Source organism: Stenotrophomonas sp. 220_Sma (assembly GCF_056487375.1).
Genome location: NZ_CM151348.1, coordinates 3,922,427 through 3,943,682 on the forward strand (window position 1 = coordinate 3,922,427; position 21,256 = coordinate 3,943,682).

18 protein-coding genes are annotated in these 21,256 nt (G+C 67.0%); 5 read left to right on the forward strand and 13 right to left on the reverse strand.

The window, feature by feature from the left end; all coding sequences use genetic code 11:
* Window positions 1-18 precede the first annotated feature (18 nt).
* Both ACZLIB_RS18390 and ACZLIB_RS18395 read right to left on the reverse strand, forming a co-directional pair.
* A complete protein-coding gene (locus ACZLIB_RS18390) occupies window positions 19-450 on the reverse strand; it encodes a DUF2946 domain-containing protein (protein WP_032130216.1) in 432 nt (143 codons plus the stop codon).
* A gap of 603 nt (window positions 451-1,053) precedes the next feature.
* Window positions 1,054-2,037 (reverse strand): LysR family transcriptional regulator, encoded by a 984-nt coding sequence (locus ACZLIB_RS18395; protein WP_043403003.1) that lies wholly within the window; start codon window positions 2,035-2,037, stop codon window positions 1,054-1,056.
* Window positions 2,038-2,244: 207 nt separating this feature from the next.
* Here ACZLIB_RS18395 and cysK point away from each other — a divergent pair, with 207 nt between their 5' ends.
* Together cysK and ACZLIB_RS18405 are read left to right on the forward strand one after the other, a co-directional pair.
* The gene (gene cysK / locus ACZLIB_RS18400) at window positions 2,245-3,204 is read left to right on the forward strand and encodes a cysteine synthase A (RefSeq protein ID WP_014038293.1); all 960 of its coding nucleotides are present in this window, start codon (window positions 2,245-2,247) and stop codon (window positions 3,202-3,204) included.
* A gap of 292 nt (window positions 3,205-3,496) precedes the next feature.
* Window positions 3,497-4,096, forward strand: coding sequence for an O-acetyl-ADP-ribose deacetylase (locus ACZLIB_RS18405; protein ID WP_032127873.1), 600 nt, complete (start codon window positions 3,497-3,499; stop codon window positions 4,094-4,096).
* 91 nt (window positions 4,097-4,187) lie between these two features.
* Here the strand turns inward: ACZLIB_RS18405 and ACZLIB_RS18410 are convergent, their stop codons facing one another.
* The 8 genes from ACZLIB_RS18410 to gap all read right to left on the reverse strand — a co-directional run bounded on the left by ACZLIB_RS18410 (window position 4,188) and on the right by gap (window position 15,996).
* Window positions 4,188-5,336: a hypothetical protein gene (locus ACZLIB_RS18410; RefSeq protein WP_049400593.1), complete on the reverse strand. Its 1,149-nt coding sequence runs from the start codon at window positions 5,334-5,336 to the stop codon at window positions 4,188-4,190.
* Window positions 5,337-5,465: 129 nt separating this feature from the next.
* A complete protein-coding gene (locus tag ACZLIB_RS18415) occupies window positions 5,466-6,470 on the reverse strand; it encodes a class I fructose-bisphosphate aldolase (RefSeq protein ID WP_010481439.1) in 1,005 nt (334 codons plus the stop codon).
* Window positions 6,471-6,666: 196 nt separating this feature from the next.
* The gene (gene pyk, locus ACZLIB_RS18420; protein ID WP_032127871.1) at window positions 6,667-8,133 is read right to left on the reverse strand and encodes a pyruvate kinase; all 1,467 of its coding nucleotides are present in this window, start codon (window positions 8,131-8,133) and stop codon (window positions 6,667-6,669) included.
* A gap of 214 nt (window positions 8,134-8,347) precedes the next feature.
* Window positions 8,348-9,001, reverse strand: a complete 654-nt coding sequence (locus tag ACZLIB_RS18425; protein ID WP_049463104.1) for an HAD hydrolase-like protein — start codon at window positions 8,999-9,001, stop codon at window positions 8,348-8,350.
* Window positions 8,998-10,173 (reverse strand): phosphoglycerate kinase, encoded by a 1,176-nt coding sequence (locus tag ACZLIB_RS18430; protein WP_032127869.1) that lies wholly within the window; start codon window positions 10,171-10,173, stop codon window positions 8,998-9,000. The genes ACZLIB_RS18425 and ACZLIB_RS18430 overlap by 4 nt, the downstream gene beginning before the upstream one ends.
* A gap of 644 nt (window positions 10,174-10,817) precedes the next feature.
* Complete coding sequence (locus ACZLIB_RS18435; RefSeq protein ID WP_049422663.1) at window positions 10,818-12,194, reverse strand: DUF3999 domain-containing protein; 1,377 nt, start codon at window positions 12,192-12,194, stop codon at window positions 10,818-10,820.
* Window positions 12,191-14,866, reverse strand: a complete 2,676-nt coding sequence (locus ACZLIB_RS18440; protein ID WP_478468369.1) for a DUF2339 domain-containing protein — start codon at window positions 14,864-14,866, stop codon at window positions 12,191-12,193. The genes ACZLIB_RS18435 and ACZLIB_RS18440 overlap by 4 nt, the downstream gene beginning before the upstream one ends.
* Before the next feature lie 125 nt (window positions 14,867-14,991).
* Window positions 14,992-15,996, reverse strand: coding sequence for a type I glyceraldehyde-3-phosphate dehydrogenase (gene gap, locus ACZLIB_RS18445; RefSeq protein ID WP_032127866.1), 1,005 nt, complete (start codon window positions 15,994-15,996; stop codon window positions 14,992-14,994).
* 193 nt (window positions 15,997-16,189) lie between these two features.
* Between gap and ACZLIB_RS18450 the strand changes: the two genes are divergently transcribed.
* From ACZLIB_RS18450 to ACZLIB_RS18460, 3 genes are all read left to right on the forward strand, one after another.
* Entirely contained in the window at window positions 16,190-16,819 is a 630-nt protein-coding gene (locus ACZLIB_RS18450) for an OmpW/AlkL family protein (protein WP_478468370.1), read from the forward strand.
* Window positions 16,820-17,378: 559 nt separating this feature from the next.
* The gene (locus ACZLIB_RS18455; RefSeq protein ID WP_049461819.1) at window positions 17,379-18,197 is read left to right on the forward strand and encodes a S1/P1 nuclease; all 819 of its coding nucleotides are present in this window, start codon (window positions 17,379-17,381) and stop codon (window positions 18,195-18,197) included.
* Window positions 18,198-18,208: 11 nt separating this feature from the next.
* Window positions 18,209-19,009, forward strand: a complete 801-nt coding sequence (locus ACZLIB_RS18460) for an MBL fold metallo-hydrolase (protein ID WP_478468371.1) — start codon at window positions 18,209-18,211, stop codon at window positions 19,007-19,009.
* Between the two features lie 57 nt (window positions 19,010-19,066).
* Here the strand turns inward: ACZLIB_RS18460 and ACZLIB_RS18465 are convergent, their stop codons facing one another.
* From ACZLIB_RS18465 to ACZLIB_RS18475, 3 genes are read right to left on the reverse strand one after another with little or no spacing between them, the layout of a single operon-like run.
* The gene (locus ACZLIB_RS18465; protein WP_032127863.1) at window positions 19,067-19,630 is read right to left on the reverse strand and encodes a hypothetical protein; all 564 of its coding nucleotides are present in this window, start codon (window positions 19,628-19,630) and stop codon (window positions 19,067-19,069) included.
* Complete coding sequence (locus ACZLIB_RS18470; protein ID WP_478468373.1) at window positions 19,627-20,829, reverse strand: M56 family metallopeptidase; 1,203 nt, start codon at window positions 20,827-20,829, stop codon at window positions 19,627-19,629. Before ACZLIB_RS18470 ends, ACZLIB_RS18465 begins: the two co-directional genes overlap by 4 nt.
* On the reverse strand, window positions 20,822-21,187 hold the full coding sequence (locus ACZLIB_RS18475; protein ID WP_014648244.1) for a BlaI/MecI/CopY family transcriptional regulator: 366 nt from the start codon (window positions 21,185-21,187) through the stop codon (window positions 20,822-20,824). Before ACZLIB_RS18475 ends, ACZLIB_RS18470 begins: the two co-directional genes overlap by 8 nt.
* Window positions 21,188-21,256 lie beyond the last annotated feature (69 nt).

Genomic DNA, 21,256 nt, shown 5'->3' on the forward strand with positions numbered 1-21,256 from the left:
GCAGATTCGATAGGGATATCAGCGGACGAAGGAGAGGCGCGGCGGCCCGCGCGCGGCATGCGCCGGCCAACGCAGCGCCGGCAGCACCTGTTGCGACCACGGGAACACCAGGCGCGGCCGCCACAGCAGCGGCAACAGCAGCACCAGCACCGCCAGCCACGGCAGCAGGCGCATGGCCAGCACGCAGTATTCGCAGGCTTCGCCGTGCATGGCGTGGGGGTCGGGCGGGCGGCTGGGCGCGGCCGGCGCGGCGCCGTGCTGATCGTGCCCGGCCATGGCCATGTCGTGCATGTCATGGCCCATGGCGGCGTGGTCCATGCCTGCCATCGCGGCATGCTCCATCGGCTGCGCCTGCAGCGCGCGGCTGACCAGTGGCGCAAGCACCATCAACAGCGTCGCCAGGACGGCGAGCTGGAGCAGGAGGCGCTGCGGGCGGGACAGGCGGGTCACCCCGCTAGTGTAGAGCCGGGTCCAGGGTTACCCGTGCGACGAACCGTCGCAGGAGGGGGTTTATCGGCAGGGCTGCGCCCTGCACCCGCAGAGGCCACGTCCACGGCAAGAGCCGAAGCAACATCAAAAGCTGGCTTCCTGTGGGTAGGCGGGGCGGGTCCGGTTGCGGGGGCCGCTGCAAGTACGTCCATGTAAGCTCGGTCGCCGCATCCATGCGGCTCACGCCCCCGCAACCGGACCCGCCCCGCCTTCGACAGATCTCTGCGATCTGCAGTAGATCCACGCCATGCGTGGATGAATCTCCATCGGAATCGAATATTTCGAATTGGAATCGAAATGCATCCACGCATGGCGTGGATCTACCGTGTCGACCAAGGTCGACACCTACCAACAGCCGCCGGAATCTGTCAGAGGTGGGGCGGTGTGGGCAGGCAGGACCGTTGGCGCCATGGATGGGTTTACGGCGTGTCCTGCCTGCCCACACCGTCCCGCCACCCCACGCAATGCCAGCTTCTGCTGTTGCTGTTGCTGTTGCTTCTGAGGTTGCCGGCCAGCGGCCGGCACTACCGCGGGTGCAGGGCGGCACGCCCTGCTCGACCCACCTCACACCGTGATGGTCTGGGTCAGTGACTCCCACGTCGGTGGCACCGGCCACGCCGCCGCCTGGTTGCCATCCAGCACCCTGCGCAGATCACGCGGATCGATCTGCGGTGCCAGCACGTGCACCAGCTCCAGCGCGTAATCGCGCAGCACGCGATCGCGAGGCAGCACCGCCCAGGCAATGCACTCAGTGATCGGCTCCGGGGCCGGCCACGACCTCAGGTCTTCGTCATTGGAACTGACCGCCATCTCCGCCAGCAGGCCCACGCCCAGACCGGTACGCACGTAGGTCTTGATCAGGTCGGCATCCAGCGCGGTCAGCGCCAGATCCGGCACCAGGCCGTTCGCAGCAAAGGCGCGCTGCAACGAGGAATTAGGCCGGGTCGAGGATTCGTAGCTGATCAATGGCTGGCGGGCCAGCGCGGCCAGGTCTGGGGCGCGGCCGGCGCGGTCCAGCGGGTGGCCCTTCGGTACCACCACCAGACGTCGCCAGCGGAACAGCGGCACCGCGATGCCGTCGGTGGGCTCACCGCCAGCGGTGCTGATGATCGCAATATCGGCATCACCCTGGTTCAAGCGGTCCAGCGCGTCGGCTTCACCGGCCTGCTGCAGATGCACGCTCACCTGGGGATAGGCCTGCTTGATCGCTGCCACCGCCGGCGGCAGCACGAAGCGCGCCTGGGTGTGGGTGGTGGTCAGGATCAGCTGGCCCTGGCTCTCGCGGCGCTGGTTGGCCGCGTAGGTGCGGATGTTGTTGGCCTCGGCCAGCACCGCGCGGGCGCGGGCGATGACCTCGGTGCCGGCCGGGGTGACCGACTCCAGGCTGCGGCCCTTGCGCACGAACAACAGGAAACCCAGCTCGTCCTCCAGCTGCTTGAGCTGCTTGGACAGGCCGGGCTGGGTGGCGTGCACGCGCGAGGCGGCCAGCGTGATGTTCAGCTCGGCGTCGGCGATGGCAACCAGGTAGCGCAGCTGGGTCAGCGTCATGGGAGGCAGGCGGCGTGGGGCGGAGGTCCACTCTAGGGTCAATTGCCGTCACCAGCTTATAACCAAAGGTTGTTTAAGAAAGGTATCTGGTCATTTCCGGGCGTCATATGCCGGCGCTACGGTCAGCCGGCAGCCGCTGGCCTGAACAGCCAGCCCTCCCCCTTCGCCCGCCGAAGCCCGGCGCGGCCCCGTTTCCGGAGCGCTTCCATGGCCCTGTACGACTCCATCCTCGATACCGTCGGCAACACCCCCATCGTCAGGCTGCAGCGCCTGGCGCCCCCGCAGGTCAGCGTCTACGCCAAGGTCGAGTCGTTCAACCCGGGCGGTTCGGTGAAGGACCGTCTGGCGCTGGCGATCATCCTCGACGCCGAAGCGCGTGGCCTGCTCAAGCCGGGCGACACCATTGTCGAAGCCACTTCAGGCAACACTGGCGTGGCACTGGCGATGGTCGCCGCCGCGCGCGGCTACAAGTTCGTGGCCACCATGGTCGAGACCTTCTCGGTGGAGCGCCGCAAGCTGATGCGCGCCTATGGTGCCAAGGTGATCCTGACCCCGGCCGCCGAGCGCGGCAGCGGCATGGTGCGCAAGGCGGCCGAACTGGCCGAGCAGCACGGCTGGTTCCTGGCCAGTCAGTTCGCCAACCCGGCCAACCCGGCCTATCACCGCAACACCACCGCTGCCGAGATCCTGCGCGACTTCGCCGGCAAGCGGCTGGACTACTTCGTCAGTGGCTGGGGCACGGGTGGCACGCTTACCGGCGTGGGCGAAGTGCTGAAGGTCGCGCGCCCGCAGACCCGCATCATCGCCACCGAACCGGCCGGTGCCGCGCTGCTGAAGGGCGATGACTGGAAGCCGCACAAGATCCAGGGCTGGACCCCGGACTTCGTGCCGGACGTGCTCAACCGCGATGTGGTGGACGAACTGGTCTCGGTCGAAGATGACCGCGCGATCGCCACCGCGCGTCGCCTGGCTGCGGAGGAAGGCATCTTCGTCGGCATCTCCGCCGGCGCCACCGTGGCCAGCGCGCTGGACGTGGCCGCCCGCGCTGAACCGGGCTCGGTGATCCTGGCAATGCTGCCCGATACCGGCGAGCGCTATTTCTCCACACCGCTGTTCGCCGATGTGAATGAGGGTTCCGACGACGACTGGCTGGCCGGCCTGCCGTGAGCTCAGGGTCGGATCCCGTTTTCGTTCAAGGTAGCGCCGGGCCATGCCCGGCGTTGCTGTTTCCGGCATTCGCTTCGTTCACCATCCGCCGGACATGGCCCGGCGCTACCGTTTCGCCTCCTCCCCCTTTCTGCTTCAGCCTGCGTGAAGGCGTCGCCCGCCATCGTGCGTGAAGGCCGTCGGATCGCAGCGCGTGAGACGGTCATGACGCAGTATCGATGCCCTGTCCCCTACCGTGGGAACAGCCGGCGCAGATGCTGCGCGGAACACCTCACAGGCAGGAGACGGACGCATGAAGATCGAAGTTTGGCAGGGCGATATCACGACCCTGGCGGTGGATGCGATCGTCAACGCGGCCAATGAAACACTGCTCGGCGGCGGCGGCGTCGACGGCGCGATCCATCGCGCGGCCGGACCGGCATTGCTGGCCGAGTGCGAGCAGTTGCCGGAACTGCGTCCGGGCGTGCGTTGCCCGACCGGCGAAGTGCGCGCCACCGACGCTTACGCATTGCCTGCGCGGCATGTACTGCACACGGTGGGCCCGGTCTGGCACGACGGCCAGCGCGACGAACCGGCATTGCTGGCCAACTGCTACTGGAAATCGCTGCAGTTGGCCGAGTCGCTGGGCGTGAAGTCGATCGCGTTCCCGGCGATCAGCTGCGGTGTGTATGGCTATCCGCTGTACCAGGCCGCGCAGATCGCAGTGACGGAAACACTGGCGTGGCAGCGCAGCCATGCACAGCCGATGCGCATCGTGCTGGTGGCGTTCAACACTGCTACGGCGAAGGCCTACCAGCAGGCATTGAGCGCCGCGGGACAAAGCACGGACAACGAACCGCGCGGGTCGATGCTGCCGCCTCTGGGCGATGCGGGCTTCGCCGCTGCGCACTGAACCGCAGCGCTTCCGGTAAAAGGAAAGGCCGGGCATTGCCCGGCCTTTCCCGTTGCGGCCTTGAGGTCATCCACGCTACGTGTGGATCACCTCAACGGCTGGCTGCTTCCACTGCAGCAGCGGCGTCATCGGCCACGGCAGCAGCTGCATCCGCAGCGGCGCGTGCGGCCGAGGCGGCAGCACCGTCGGCGCTGGCACCTTCGACCTGCACGCGCACTTCCACCAGGCCCGCACCGTTGTTCAGGCTGGACACGTCGACGGTGTAGTGGCCGGCCGGCAGCGTCTCTTCCAGGCGTGCATTGGTGCCATTGCCACCGTCGTCGTCGGTCAGCTCGACGTCGCCGCCAACCACGCGCAGCACGGTATCGACCTGGCTGGAAATCGCATCCAGGCGCACGTCGGCCGGACGATCCAGGGTCAGCAGGAAGCGGCGGCGGCCTTCGTTGTCGAGCATGGTGTACGCGCTGCCCGACTTCGGCAGTGCCGTGCCATCGCGATCCACCAGGTTGCCTGGCAGTTCAATGCGGGTGGCCGACAGGGTGAACATGCCATTGACGCCGTCGCCGAGGCCGCGTGCAGTCAGGGTGTACTTGCCCGGCTTCAGCGAGAGGTTCAGGCGCGAGTTGGTGCTGTCGCCGCCATCATCGTTCTCGGCATCCACGCCCTGGCCGGACAGCTTCAGCACCGGATCGAAGACATCCGAGACCAGGCGGATCTCGTACAGGCCCGCCTTCTCCACCTGCAGGGTGTAGTCCTGCGAGTTGCTGGCCAGCATGTCGACGATCTCACCACTGCCCACCAGCGGCTTGCCGTCGTACGGCTTCAGCTTCTCGGCGCGCAGGCGGTACGGACCAAAGGCGCTGGGACCGTTGGCGTTGACCGCCACCTGGTAGGTGCCGCCACCGTTGGCACGGAAGGCCAGCGAGACATCGCCTTCGCGTTCGTAACCGGTATTGCTGGTGGACACCAGGCTGCCGTTGTTGAATACGGCGATCGAACCGGTCAGTGCCCCGGTGAGCTTCAGGCCGACCAGTTCCCTGTCTTCCAGCTTGATCTGGTACAGCTGGTGATGGCTGCCGTCGTTGAAGTTGATGCCGCTGCGCGAGGTGATCTCGCCGGACACCGGCTTGTCGAAATCGAGCGACGCGGCCTTGCCTGCGTCACCACCGCCACCGATGCGGTTGCAACCGCCGGCGATCAGGACCGTGGCGACGGCCAGTGTGATTGCTGCCAAACGCATGTTTTTTCTCCTTGGCCTTCCATGTATGTCCCGCACACCGGCCCGGTGCGTGGGGGCGGAAAAGATACCCGCAAAAGCAAACGCCGGCGTGATGCCGGCGTTGCCCTGTTCATCCTGCGATGGGACGGATCAACCGTTCCACTTGCCCAGCGCGGCCAGGCCGTTGTCCTTGGCGCGCTCGTACACGGTCTTCTGGGCGGCAGCGTAGTTGCCCTTCATGTCCTTGGCCCACAGCTTCAGCGCGGCCTGCTGCATGGCGCGGCCGTAGGAGAAGCTCAGCGGCCACGGCAGGTTGCCCAGCTGGTTCATCGCGTTCAGATGCTCGGTGGACTGCTCGTCGCTCTGGCCACCGGACAGGAACACCACGCCCGGCAGGATGGCCGGCACGGTGCTCTTCAGGCACATCACGGTCGACTCGGCCACTTCCTCGACGTCGGCCTGCTCATCGCAGCCCTTGCCGGAGATGACCATCGAGGCCTTCAGGATGGTGCCTTCCAGCAGCACGTTCTGCTGGTACAGGGCATCGAACAGCGAACGCAGGGTGGCTTCGGTGACTTCGTAGCAGGTCTCGATGTCGTGGTCGCCGTCCATGATCACTTCCGGCTCGACCATCGGCACCAGGCCGCATTCCTGGCACAGGGCGGCATAGCGGGCCAGCGCGTGGGCGTTGGACTCGATGCAGGTGCCCGACGGAATGCTTTCGCCGATGTTGATCACCGCACGCCACTTGGCGAAGCGCGCACCCAGCTTGTAGTACTCCTGCAGGCGCTCGCGCAGGCCGTCCAGGCCTTCGGTCACCAGCTCGCCCGGGCAGCCGGCCAGCGGGTGCGCACCCTTGTCCACCTTGATGCCCGGAATCATGCCGTGGTCGGCCATGTACTTGGCGAACGGCACGCCGTCCTTGGTCGACTGACGGATGGTTTCGTCAAACAGGATGGCGCCGGAAATGTGCTCGTTGAGCTTCGGCGTGGTCAGCAGCAGTTCGCGGTAGGCACGACGGTTCTCCTCGGTGTTCTCGATACCGACGCCTGCGAAACGCTTGGCGATGGTAGCGGTGGATTCGTCGATCGCGATGATGCCCTTGCCCGGGGCAACCATGGCCTGGGCGGTTTCAGCCAGCTGTTCGATGCTCATGTACTTCCTGTGGCGGGTGCGGGAAAAACGTAAGTATAGCCCCGCCGCCCGTTGCACCGACGTGCAGGGCAGTCTGGAAACGATTCCAATGTCCGCACCGGACAGGCGATGTCCTGTTGCGCCGGGTCACGACCCCTTCAGGGATCTGACCCTAGGTCGGACCCGCGCAGCGGCTCCGACCCAGGGCCGCCTGGGTTTACAGATCGCCCAGGCCGCTGGCGCGGCCGTCTTCGCCCACTTCCAGCAGGCGCAGGGTGTTGGTCGCGCCCAGGGTTTCCATGTGCTCACCGCTGGTGAACACGACGCGGTCACCGGCCTGCAGCAGTTCGGCTTCCACCAGCAGGCGGATGCTGCCGCGTGCGGCTTCACGCGGGGTCAGGCCACGGCTGTCGAAGTTGATCGGGTAGACATCGCGCATCAGCGCCATCTGGCGGCGTGCACCGTCGTGGCGGGTGACCGCGAACACCGGCGCCTTGGCGCGGAAACGCGACAGGTAGCGGGCGGTGCCACCGGATTCGGTCATCGCCACGATCGCGCGCACGCCCACGTGCTGCGACAGGAACATGGTGGCCATGGCAATGGCCTGGTCGGCACGTTCCAGGTTGCGCGGCGAGGCGTTGAAGTCGGTCTCGGTCTGGAACTGGCGCTCTGCACCCAGGCAGATGCGCGCCATCGCTTCCACGGCCTTGACCGGCCAGGCACCGGCAGCGGTCTCGGCCGACAGCATCACCGCGTCCGTGCCATCGATGACCGAGTTGGCCACGTCCAGCACTTCGGCACGGGTCGGGATCGGGCTTTCGACCATCGACTGCAGCATCTGCGTGGCGGTGATCACCACCTTGTTCTGCGCCAGCGAGGCCTTGATGATCTTCTTCTGCAGGCCCGGCAGTTCGGCATCGCCGATTTCCACGCCAAGGTCGCCACGGGCCACCATCACCACGTCGCTGGCCTCGACGATCTCTTCCAGGTTCTCGATCGCCTCGGTGCGCTCGATCTTCGACACCAGCGCGGCATCGCAGCCGTGCGAGCGGGCGATCTCACGCGCGTCGTTCATGTCCTGCGCATTGCGGCAGAACGACACGGCAATGAAGTCGACACCGATCTTGGCGACGATGCCGATCAGCTCCTTGTCACGCTCGGTCAGCGCGCCCAGCGACAAGCCACCGCCCTGCTTGTTCAGGCCCTTGCGGTCGGACAGCACGCCGTCGTTGAGCACGGTGTTGATGATGCGTTCGCCCTGCACCTCGACCACCTGCAGCTGCATCAGGCCATCGTCGAGCAGCAGCACATCGCCCGGGCCGACGTCCTGCGGCAGGCCGAGGTAGCTCACGCCCACCTGGGTGGCATCACCGGGGCCGGCGCTGGTGCTGGCGATCAGGTCGAAGCGGTTGCCCGCCTTCAGCTGTACCTTGCCTTCGGCGAAGCGCTCGATGCGGATCTTCGGGCCCGGCAGGTCGGCCAGGATGCCGACTTCCACGCCCACGCGGGCCGCGGCAGCGCGCACTTCGGCAGCACGCTTGGCCTGGCCGGAGGGATCGCCATGGCTGAAGTTCAGGCGCACCACGTTGACGCCGGCGCGGAACAGATCCTCCAGCACGCCCGGCGGATCAGTGGCCGGACCGAGGGTGGCAAGGATCTTGGTGCGACGCTGACGCTCGAACATGGTGAATGGGCCTCTCCCGATAAAGAACGGAAATTAGCACATCCTTCACGCCGCATGTATACGGTTACAGCCTTGTGCCGCCTGACTTCGCGGGTCATGGAACGGACATCGGCCGGACATACGCTGGCGCAGGGTGGCGGTAGCGCCGGGCCATACCCGGCGGGTGCTGGGTTAAGCCGCCGGGCATGGCCCGGCGTTACCGATCAACGGCGCATCACGCCAGCAGCGTTTCCAGCTGCGCCGGCTCACGGGCCAGCTGCCCGGCACCGGCTTCGGTGAGTTCGGCCTCACCGCCAAAGCCCCACAACACACCGACGCTGCGCAGGCCATGGTGACGCGCGCCTTCAATGTCCATGCGGCGGTCGCCGATCATCCAGCACTGCGCGGGCTGCACCTGCAGCCGACGCAGCGCCTCACCGACCAGTTCCGGCTTGTGGCTGCGCGAGCCATCGAGGGTTGAACCGACGATCTCCTCGAACAGCCCACCGAACGGCAGGTGGGCAAGGATGCGGCGCGCGTGCGGCTCGTTCTTGGCAGTGACCACCGCCAGGCGATGGCCACGACCATGCAGCGTGCGAAGGGTGTCTTCCACCTGCGGGTACACCGTGTGCTCGCGCCAGCCCTCGACGTCGAAGCGCTCACGGTAGTAGCCCACCGCCTGTTCCACCCGCGCCGGTTCACCGAACAGCGGCGCGAAGGTGGTGCGCAGCGACGGACCGATCCAGCCCAGCAGGGTCTCCTGCGGTGGCACCGGATGGTCCATCTTCTGCAGCGCATAGGCGATGCAGGCGGTGATACCCACCTGCGAATCGATCAGCGTGCCGTCCAGGTCGAAGAACAGGACATCCTTGCTGCGATCGGCACTCATGCGCCGCGCGCGTCGAGTGCGGCCACCGCCGGCAGGGTCTTGCCTTCCAGGAATTCCAGGAACGCACCGCCACCGGTGGAGATGTAGCTGACCTGCTGGGCGATATCGAACTTGTCGACCGCGGCCAGGGTGTCGCCACCACCGGCGATGGAGAATGCCGGCGAACTGGCGATGGCACGGGCCAGCGCTTCGGTGCCCTTGCTGAAGGCCTCGAATTCGAACACACCGACCGGACCGTTCCAGACCACGGTACCGGCCTTCCCGATCAGCTGCGCGTACTGCGCCGCGGTCTGCGGGCCGATGTCCAGGATCAGGTCGTCTTCGGCAACGGCGTCGACCGCCTTCACTTCGGCAACCGCGTCCGGCATGAACTGCTTGGCGGTGACCACGTCCACCGGCAGCGGGATATCGGCGCCACGCGCCTTGGCATCGGCCACGATCTTCTTCGCGGTGTCCAGCAGGTCCGGCTCGTACAGCGACTTGCCGACGTTGTAGCCGGCGGCAGCGATGAAGGTATTGGCGATGCCACCACCGACGATCAGCTGATCGACCTTGCCGACCAGGTTGGCCAGCAGTTCCAGCTTGGTGCTGACCTTGCTGCCGGCGACGATGGCCAGCAGCGGCTTGGCCGGTGCATCCAGCGCCTGCGCCAGCGCGTCCAGTTCGGCCATCAGCAGCGGGCCACCGGCAGCGACCGGGGCGAAGCGGATGACGCCATGGGTCGAGGCCTGCGCACGGTGCGCGGTGCCGAAGGCATCCATCACGAACACATCGCACAGGGCGGCGTACTTCTTCGACAGGGCTTCATCGTCCTTGCCCTCGCCGACGTTCATGCGGCAGTTTTCCAGCAGCACCAGCTGGCCCGGCTGCACGTCGACACCGTCGACCCAGTCGCGCACCAGCGGAACCTCGCGACCGAGCAGCTCGGACAGGCGCTGGGCCACCGGCGCCAGCGAATCGGCTTCGCTCCACACACCTTCCTTCGGGCGCCCCAGGTGTGAGGTGACCATCACCGCCGCGCCCTGCTCCAGCGCGCGCTTGAGCGTCGGCAGCGAAGCGGTGATGCGCTGTTCGGAGGTGATGCGGCCATTCTCGATCGGCACGTTCAGATCCTGGCGGATCAGCACGCGCTTGCCGGAGAGGTCGAGGTCGGTCATGCGGACGATGGACATGGGCAACTCTTTGGCTCAGGGACGGGATGCCGGGGTACGGCAGACGGCCATTGTATCGGGTGCGGGTGGTGGGAGGGCCGATGCCTGCGGCAGGCAGAGGCGCACAGCAACGGCAACGGCAACAGCAACAGCAACGGCCAAAGCGCTGGCGCTTCGTGATGCTGGGGCTGGGCCGGGGTAGTGTGGGCTGGCAGGGGACGCCGTGGATCCGTCCCTGGAGGCTTGGCAGCCGCATCCATGCGGCTGACACCCCTGCCAGCCCACACTACCCCGGCCTCGACAGGTTCATGAGGTGATGCGGATGGCAAAGGCACAAGCAGTGTGTGGTGTCGGATGGAGAAAGAAGGGGTCAGATCCGTTTTCCTGCGGAAAACGGATCTGACCCCGATGGCCGTCGAGCGAAGCGACCCGCTTCCGCTCTTGCTTTTCTTTTTCCTCTTCCGTGGGTGGACGCACACGGAAACTGTCAGAGGCCGGGCGGGGTGGGTTCGCGGGGGTGTCAGCCGCATGGATGCGGCTGCCAAGCCTACAAGGACGTACTTGCGGCGTCCCCCGCGAACCTACCCCGCCCGGCCAAGCGCGGCTTTTGCTTTTGCTTTGCACGACCAACCCCACCCACGAGGGGCTGCGCCGTTCGCCGGAACCTACGCCGAAGGCGCAGGCTTCTGCCGAAGCAGACTGACCGCCAGGCCGCCAACAACCAACACACCCAGCCCCAGCAACGCCCACAGCAGCCACGACTTCCAGTCGTGCTGCGGCTTCAGTGCCGACTCACCGGCCAGCGGCTCCGGGCTGCCCTCCAGGCGCGCCAGCGTCGGCTGCCACGACGGATCATTGCGCTGCCGCAGCTCCTCGATCAGCACACCGATCGGCGCCTCCATCCGGCGCGCAGTCGAGCTGCCCACCGCCAGCGCATACGGCGCCGCGCCCTGGCTCAGGAACACCAGCACTTCCGGCTGATAACCCAGACGCAGGGTCGGCGCCGTCGCGGTTTCAGCCGGATTCGCTACCAGCTTCCAGTAACGATCCCGATGCACGCCGCCCAGCGGCTGCGCGGCCGATTGCTGACGCTGGCCCTGCGCGCCCTGCTGCAGCTGGTAGGCAATCCACGGTGCGCTGCGGCGCTGCCATTCCGCGCTCTCGTCATCGCGGCTGAACAATGTCCACTGCACCAGGCTGTTGTCGGTGCTGGCCACGTCAGCGCGCGCCGCTGGGAAGCGGCCATCCATCTCGAAGGTGTATTCGCCCTTGCGCTTCGAGGTCGGTTCCAGCGACAACCACTCCCACGGCAGTGTGGCCGGTGCCGGTGGCAGCTCGGCCAGTACGCTGCGCAACGTTGGCAGACGGGCATCGCCCTGCGCCAGCACACGCAGATAGCGCGCTTCACCATCCACCTGCAGACGGCGCTGCAGCAGGCGCTTGCCGGCGCGCTGCAGATCCACCAGCGGAATGTCGCGGCCAATCGCACGCCAGTGCTGCAGGTCGTCGCTGACGTCCAGCTGCACCTGTGCCTGCAACGGCTGGCCACTATCCGCCCAATCCAGCACCAGTGCCGCCAATGGTTGCTGGCCGAGCACGCTGGCATCGATCAGCCAACCGCCCTGCCCGTTCGCTACCGCACCACCACCCACACGCGCCTCGACCCGGCGTACGCGACCATCGGTATCGCGCTCGGTCAGCAACTGCAGGTCGTTGCGCTGCGCTTCGGCCAGCGGCGGCAACGCGAACCACGGCAGCTCACGCTGCACCGGCGGCTGTGCCAGCGGCTGGTCCGGCGCCAGCAATGCCGACGGCAACGATTGGCCGGCGGCATTGAACACCTGCACATCGCCCAGGTCCGCACTACCGGCGCGACGGTAGATCGCCGGTTCCAGCACGACACGGTAGGCACCCGATTGTGCGCTGGACAACGTCAGCGGCCACTGCTCGGCGTACTGGGTACGGTAATCGGCGGCCTGTGCGGTGACGGCGGCCAGCATGCCGAACATCGCCGGCAGCAGCGCCCTGCTCCACGTCTTCATTGTTTTTCCTCCACGGTCGGCGCCGCGCTCGGCGGTGCCGGTGCCAGATAACCCACGACCGTGCACAGCAGGCCGTAGGCGATGAACGATGCGATGCCCAGCAGGTTGCCCAGGTGCTGGCGATCGACGATGACCAGCTTGGCCAGCACCACGCCCATCAGCACGGCACCGACCATCCACAACACGCGCTGGCCGCGGCGCGAGCCCCACACCCAGGCAATCACGCCGAGCACGCTCCACAGCACGGTCAGGCTGGTCTGCGCCAGGCTGAAGCGCATCATCGACGCGTTCCACGACAGGCCGCCCCACTGATGCACGCCATGCAGCACAACGCTGGTCAGCGCGACGAAGGTTGCCAGTGACAGCAGCGGCATGCGGATACTCAGCAGCGCCTGCGGCGCCTGATCGCTGTACAGCCAACGCGCCAGCAGCAGCAGGCTCAGCCACTGCCCGATCTCCGCCGGATTCAGCACCGGCAGCCACAGCAGCGGCGCAGCATCGCCCGGCAGCAGCTGGCCGGACAGCCAGCCGATCGACAACAGGCCGAACAGCACGCACTGCAGCGGCTGGCGCACGCGGTCGAACGCTGCACCCAGCGGCCAGCGCAGCGCATTCCAGCGCCACAGCGACAGCGCCGCCATCAGCAGCCACGGCAGCGTCACCAGCAACGTGGTCCAGCCTTGTGCCAGCCCGGCTTCACCACCGCCCCACAGGGCCAGCAGCGAAAGCAGCGACGGCCACAGCAGCCACCACAGGAACTGCGCGATGCGTGCCACGGTATTGCCGCCCTGGCGCAGGCACAGCAGCGTGCGCACGCCCAGCACCGCGAACACCGCCCAGGCCAGCGCGCCGTAGCCGGCGAACGGCTGATGGTGCGCGTCGCTCTGTATCAGCGCCAGTGGGAAGCCCAGCGCCAGCATCGCGAGTGCGGTCACCCCCAGCGCACGCGCCGGCTGGCGCCGCTGTACTTCGGCGGCCAGCCATGCAGTAACGGCAGCCAGCACCAGCAGTGCATCCACTTCGGTACGGTACGGGAAGAACCGGGTGATCTCGTGCACCAGGCCACCCAGCCACCACAGCAGGCCCCACAGGTAGTAGACCAGGGCAATCTCGTGGCGCTGCCTGCGCTGGTAGCTCCAGGCCGACGCGAAGCCGGCAACGGCCAGCAGCAGTGCACCGATCGCGGTCGGGTTGAGCAGGAAGCGCAGGTCCTCATGCCAGTGATCGCCACCGGCCACGAAAGCGAACGCCGCGCCCATCTGCAACAACGCACCGGACACCTGCGGCAGCCAGCGTTTCTGGCGCAGGCCCAGCCAGGCCAGGCCTGCACCTTCCAGCGCGAACACCGCGCCGGTGGCACGCGCCGACAAGGCCAGCGGCACCGCCAGCGTGGCGAAGCCCACCGCCAGCACCGCATGCGACTGCGCCAGCACGGTGTACGACGCGCGCGCAATCAGTGCCCGCGCCAGTACGGCGTAGATCGCCGCCAGGCCCAGTGCGCACAGCGCCAGCGTCATCGGCTGCTCGTGCAGCATGCCGGCCTGCAGCGAGAAAGCGACCAAGGGCGTACCGAACACCAGGCTGCCGTCGACCAGGTCACGCCGCCCGGCGGGCTGCCGGCGTGCGTACAGCAGCGGGATCAGCAGGTAGAAGGCGAAGAACAGCAGCAGGAACGGCTCGGTGCTGCTGAACTTGTCCGGCGCGTACTGCAGCACGCCCCAGAACGTACCGATGCCGAAGGTGAAGGCGAAGCCCAGCAGGTTCAGCGCGCGCCACGGCCGGAACCAGGCAATGGCGAAGATGCCGGCGTTGAGCACCGCGTAGTAGCTGAACAACCCCACGTGGTTGCCGCTGCCGGTGGACAGCCACAGCGGTGCCATGAAGCCGGCGAGGATGCCCAGCACCGCCAGCGTGCGCGAGTTCTGCACCACCGCCAGCACGCACAGCCCGGCCACCAGCGCGATCGAACTGGCGAAGGCAAACCCGGGGTTGAGCAGCTCGAACCGCTTGAACGCGGCGAAGATGGTCAGCAGCAGCACGCCGATGGCACCGCCCTGCAGCGCCAGTGCGAACAAGCGCCGGCGCTCGCGCTGATGCCAGCCGAACGCCAGCAGGCCCAGCGCACCCACGGTGACACCGGCCAGGCGCAGCTCGATCGGCAGCACCAGCCAGCCCTGGTCACTGACGTACTTCAACAGCGCGGCAACACCGGCCAGCAGCACCAGCATGCCGATCTTGACCGGCACGTTGCCCTCGGTGAACCAGCGCTTGACCGCTCCGATGCCGCGCTCGATGAAGTTCGGCAGCGTCGGTTCGGAAGGCAACGGCGGCTGCACTGGCACGGGTGGCACCGGCGGTGGCGTGACCGGGCGCGGCGCCTCCGCTGCCGCAGGCACCGGTTCGTGCACCGGCGGCGGCGTTGGCTTGGGGGGAGGCGGCGCGGCAGCCGCCACCGGCCGCAGGAACGGTGGATCGGCACTGGCCGCAGGCATGGGCGCAGCCCGTTCCGGCGCAGGCTCGGCTGCAGCCGGGCGGGCGGTCGGCGCGGCGGCCAAGGCACCTTCCAGCGCGGCCACACGGCGGCGCAGGCCGGCAATCATCACCAGCGCTACCACCAGCAGCAGCGGGATGGCCAGCAGAACCAGTACCACCAGGGCTATCAATGCTTCCATTGCATGCTTCCATTGCAATCCCGCGCCCCAGCGGCAGCGGTCGACCGCCCCATGCTACGACAGGGCTGGCCCCATAAACGACGAACCCCGGCCAGGCCGGGGTCCGCGTGCGATCTTGGCCAGCCTTACTTGGCGGCGACGACCTTGGCCATTTCCAGGCACTTGTTCGAGTAGCCCCACTCGTTGTCGTACCAGGTGACCAGCTTGACGAAGGTGCCGTCCAGGGCGATGCCGGCTTCGGCGTCGAACACCGAGGTGCAGGTCTCGCCGCGGAAATCGGTGGCCACGACCTTGTCTTCGGTGTAGCCCAGGATGCCCTTCAGCGGGCCTTCGCTCTGTGCCTTCACTTCAGCGCAGATCTCGGCGTAGGTGGCTTCCTTTTCCAGCTCGACGGTCAGGTCGACCACCGACACGTCCGAGGTCGGGACACGGAAGCTCATGCCGGTCAGCTTCTTGTTCAGTTCCGGGATGACCACGCCGACGGCCTTGGCCGCACCGGTGGACGACGGAATGATGTTCTCCAGGATGCCGCGGCCACCACGCCAGTCCTTGTTGGACGGGCCATCGACGGTCTTCTGGGTAGCGGTAGCCGCATGCACGGTGGTCATCAGGCCACGCTTGATGCCCCACTTGTCATTGATGACCTTGGCCAGCGGGGCCAGGCAGTTGGTGGTGCACGACGCGTTGGAGACGATCGCCTGGCCGGCGTAGGTCTTGTCGTTCACGCCGTAGACGAACATCGGCGTGTCGTCCTTCGACGGAGCCGACATGATGACCTTCTTGGCGCCGGCATCGATGTGCTTCTGCGCGGTTTCCTTGGTCAGGAACAGGCCGGTGGATTCGATCACCACGTCCACGTCCACTTCGTTCCACTTCAGGTTGGCCGGGTCGCGTTCCTGGGTCAGGCGGATCTTCTTGCCGTTGACCAGCAGGTCGTTGCCCTGCACCGCCACGTCAGCCTTGAAACGGCCATGCACGGAGTCGTACTTGAGCATGTACGCCAGATAGTCCGGCTCCAGCAGATCGTTGATGGCCACGATTTCGATGTCGTCGCCGAAGTTCAGCACCGCCGAGCGCAGGACGTTACGCCCGATGCGACCGAAACCGTTGATACCAACCTTGATTGCCATGTTCTCAAGCTCCTGCGGCCGCGACGGGTGCGGCGGGATGGATAGGGCCCACAAGTCTAGCAAACCGGGGCTGGCCACCGCCGGCCAGCCCCGGCAGGCAGCAGGCCGGCGGACAGGATTTGATCCGGATCAAAGCGTTAGCGCGATGTGAGGCCGAGACTGGCCGCATCCACCCAGCAACGAGATCACCCCCATGCGCAAGACCTCCCCCCTGATCGTGGCCAGCCTGGCCGCCGCCCTGTACCTCGCCGCCGCCCCGGCCATGGCCCAGTCCAAGGGCGACTGGACCCTCTCCGCCGGCGTGCACCAGGTGGCCCCGAAGTCGAACAACGGCTGGCTGGCCAACCACACCCTGAAGGTCGACGTCGACAACGACGTCAAGCCGACCATCACCGGTGAGTACTTCATCGCCGACAACCTGGGCATCGAAGTGCTGGCCGCGCTGCCGTTCAAGCACGACATCAACATCAACGGCCTGGGCCGCGTGGGCAGCACCAAGCAGCTGCCGCCGGTGGTGACCGTGCAGTACCACTTCAACAGCAAGGGCAAGGTGTCGCCGTTCATCGGTGCGGGCGTGAACTACACGACCTTCTTCAGCGAAGACACCACCGGTGCGCTGAAGGACAGCCGCCTGAAGCTGCAGGATTCGTGGGGCCTGGCCGCGCATGCGGGCGTGGACTTCGCGATCGGCGAGAAGGGCGCACTGCGCGTGGACATGCGCTGGATCGACATCGACAGCAAGGTGAAGTTGAACGGCGAGAAGATCGGCACGGTCAACATCGATCCGCTGGTCTACGGCGCTTCGTACGTCTTCAAGTTCTAAGCGGTGTGTTGAGCGCGGGGGCTTCGCCCCCGCTCCCCCGCTACACGCAAAACCCTCGCAGCATGTTGCCCCGGTGATTGCCGGGGCTTTTTTTGTTTGCGCGAAAAGCACCGGCATCTGGAATTGGGCGGAGAGGGTGGCGTGATCGGGACACGCCGTAAATACGTCCCTGTAGGCTCGATCGCCGCATCCATGCGGCGAACGGTCCCGATCACCCCACCCTCTCCACCCTTCCCATCTGCGCGCGCGTGCCAGCTCAAGCAAAGGCAATAGCAGAACCCGTGCATCCGAGGCGCAATGATTGCCTGTAATTGCAGGAGGCCGATTCTGATCCTGCATTTGTTTTTGATGTTGCCTTTGACGTTTGCATCCGCCTCCGCGGCCATGTTTGGAGGGGAGCGCAGCGGGAGGGGCGGCGGGACCGTTGGTGCCATGGATGGCGCCATCGAGCCCCCATGGATGGGTTTACGGCGTGTCCCGCCGCCCCTCCCGCTGCGCCCCCCCTTCAGAACAGGAACGCGCCGCTCTTCAATCCACCTGCCCCCGCTAGAATGTGCGCATGAAAGCCCTGCACTCTCTGTTCCTCGCCGCCGCCCTGGCGCCGGCCCTGCTGTCCGTCTCCGCCCCCGCCCATGCCTGGGGCGCGCAAGGCCACCGTCTGGTCGCCGAAGTCGCCGACGCCCGCCTCAACCCCACCGCCCGCGCCGAAGTGGACCGCCTGCTGGCCACCGAACCGGATGCCACGCTGGCCAGCATCGCGCCGTGGGCCGACCAGCTGCGCGCCAAAGACCCGGGCCTGGGCCGTCGCTCGGCCGGCTGGCACTACGTCAACATCGCCGAAGACAACTGCCACTACGAAGCACCGAAGCACTGCAAGAACGGCAACTGCATCGTCGAGGCCCTGAAGGCACAGAGCGCCATCCTCGGCGACCGCAGCCTGACCGACGGCGAGCGCCTGCAGGCGCTGAAGTTCGTCGTGCACCTGGTCGGCGACATCCACCAGCCGATGCACGCCGGTTACGCCCACGACAAGGGCGGCAACGACTTCCAGCTGCAGTTCGGCAACCGCGGTACCAACCTGCACTCGCTGTGGGACAGCGGCATGCTCAACACCCGCAAGCTGGACGACGCCGGCTATCTCCCGCTGCTGCAGAGCCAGCGCGCGCCGAAGCTGGCGCGCCAGTCCAACCCGCAGCGCGACCCGCAGACGTGGGCCGAAGCCAGCTGCCGCATCTCCATGCAAGCTGGCGTTTATCCGGCCTCGCGTAAAATCGGTGACGAATACACCGAGCGCTACCGGCCGCTGGCCGAAGCGCAGCTGCGACTGGCCGGTGAGAACCTGGCGCAGTTGCTGAACCGCGTGCTCGGCACGCGCTGAGGAGAGTTCCGATGCCGGTCCAGGTGCAGTCGTTCTTCCACCGTGACAGCAACACCTTCAGCTATCTGGTCAGCGACCCGGCCAGCGGCGAGGCAGCGCTGATCGACCCGGTCCTGGACTACGACCCGGATACCGACGCCAGCAGTGAAGCGCCGCTGCATGCCGCGTTGCAGGCCATCGAACAACAGGGCCTGCAGCTGCGCTGGCTGCTGGAAACCCACGCCCACGCCGACCATGTGTCGGCCGGGCGCCGCCTGAAGGAGCGCTTCCCGGAGGCCACGCTGGCCATCGGCGAAGGCATCCGCGCGGTGCAGGCCACCTTCGCACCGCGCTACGGCCTGCAGCTTCCTGCGGCCGATGACATCTTCGATCACCTGTTCAGCGATGGCGAGACCTTCGCCCTCGGCGAACTGCGCGGCCAGGTGATCGCCGTGCCCGGGCACACCAGCGACAGCATCGCCTACCTGATCGGCGACGCGCTGTTCACCGGCGACTCGCTGTTCATGCCTGACGGCGGCACCGCACGCTGCGACTTCCCGGGTGGCGATGCCGCGCAGCTGTACCGCTCGATCCAGCGCCTGCTGGCCCTGCCCGAGGCCACCCGCGTATTCGTCTGCCATGACTACGGCCCGGGCGGTCGCGACGTCGCCAACGAAACCACCATCGGCGAACAGCGCGCGCACAACATCCACGTGCATGACGGCGTGGCCGAGGCGGAGTTCGTCAGCGTGCGCCAGGCACGCGATGCGACGCTGGAAGAACCCAAGCTGATGCAGCCCGCGGTGAAGGCCAACATCCAGGGCGGGGCCTGATCCACGCCGCTGCGCTCGCCGGGCATGGCCCGGCGCTGCCCCGGTCATCGCAAGCGGTCATTTTCCCTGCGTACGCACCACGTGCTGTCCCTTCACGATCTCGAAGGTGAAGGCATACTGCAGGGTGACCGCCACCGGCTCGACGCGCTCGGCGCCGCGACAGTCGCCACGGTCGGCAGGCACCTTGCCAGCCGCGAAGTGGCAGACCGCTGCGGACGAGTACTTCCACATCGCCACGGCTTCCTGCGCCGCCTGCAGCAGGGGCGCATTCTCGCCTGCAGCACCTGCCGCGCACTCCGGGCGATCGGTGAGCGGCACGCTGCGTTCGACGCTGCCCTGCGCATCGACCACCACCTGCAGGCAGATGGTGGTCGGTGCCAGCTCCGCACGCGGGTCACGATCACCGACCTCCGGATCCGGCGCCGCGTACAACTGCGGCATCCGGTAGCCCTCGCTCGCGCCCAGCGAATACGTCTGCACTTGCCCGCTGCCGCCACCGGCCTGCGGCTGCAGGCGCTGATGGCCGACATTCTCGCTGCGGGTATCAACGGTGGTCAGGCGATCCTGGGTCGCGCATCCTGCCAACAGCGCCGCCATCATCAACAGCGGCGCGGTCTTCACTGGGAGTCCTCGGTGTTGTCCATGGCATAGGTGATCGGAATCTTCACAGCCCCTGCAACGGGCTTTCCGTTCTTTATCGCCGGACGATAGGTCCAGCTCCGCGCAGCGGCGATCGACACCGCATCGAACACACCCGGATTGGTTGCGCTGAGCACTTGGACGTCAGTCGGATGGCCCTTGGCATCCACTTCCACGCGCAGGTTCACCACGCCCACCTGACGCTGTTCGAACGCGGACTTCGGATAGGACGGCGGCGTCATCTTGTCGACCTCTATCCCCCGATCCATGGCGGCCCCTGTCTGGCCGTCTGCGGCTGCACCGCCCTGGCTGGCCCACGCCACCGCGCCCATTCCCAGACACAACCCGACCACCAGCACCTGCCCCGACACCCACGGCAATGCCTTCCGCTTGGACTGCTTCAACATGGCGATACGCTCCTTCAACACGGGTTGGCTGCGCCAATGGCAGACCGCTGGCGCAACCGGATGGACCAGCTGCGCCTTCAGCAGCGTGCTGGCGTAGAGACCGCGCAGCGCAGGCTGCGGGGCAATGGTGCGGGCATCGCAGGCCAGTTCCTGGTCCCGCAGGAAGCGGCGTGCAGCCCATGGCACGAGCGGGTGGAACCAGAACACCGCGCGTGCCATCAGCAGCGCCCCATTGGCCCAGTGATCGCCATTGCGACGGTGGCTGCGCTCGTGCTGCAGGATCAGGCCCTGCTCCTGTGCGGTGAACTGCTGGTCGAAATCCGGGCCTACCACGATGCGCGGACGCCACAGGCCGACCAGCGCGGGCAGGCCCGGGTCGGCGCTGGCCTGCCAGCTGCCATCGGCGCGTGCACACAGTTGGCCCATGCCACGTTCAAAGCGCCGCTGCGCACGTAGATCGCGTAGCAGACAAAGGACCGCTCCCACCATCCATGCCAGCAGCAACAGCCCGGCCCACGGCAACGACTGCCCTGCCATGCCTTCGACGGCGCCGGGTACCACTTTCAGCGGCAGCGTTGGCACATGCTCCAGAAGTGCCACCTGCGGCAACGGCAGCATCAGTGCCAGCAGCAGCAACGGCAGCAGCCACCAGCTGCGGTAGGCCAACGCCACGCCCCCCAGCCGCACCAGCAAGGGTCGCAGCACCGCCAGCACGACCACGCCCACCGCCAGCCACAGGCTGGCCTGCCACAGCCCATCGAGCAGCTCAGTCATGGTCCAGCTCCTGGATCAGTTTCTTCAGTTCGGCGATGTCCTGCGCACTCAACTGGCCCCGTTCGCTGAAGTGCGCAACCAGCGGCGCAACGCGCCCTTCGAAGACACGACCAATGAAGTCCTGGCTCTGCGCCTCCACCCAGGCCTGCCGCTGCAGCAGCGGCCGGTACAGGTAGCGCCGGCCATCGCGCTCGGCAGTAATCGCGCCCTTGGTCAGCAGGCGGTTGAGCAGGGTCTTGATGGTCGGCTCGGCCCAGTCACGGTGGGCCAGTGCGGCGACCACGTCATCGGCGCTACGCGGTGCCTGCTGCCAGAGCACCTCCATCACAACGGCTTCGGCTTCGCTGATCGGAGTCATGGTTTACATCCGTAATCGACGACCTGATTACGCGCGTAATCGAATCGTCTGTCAAGCCCCTCGACTCCA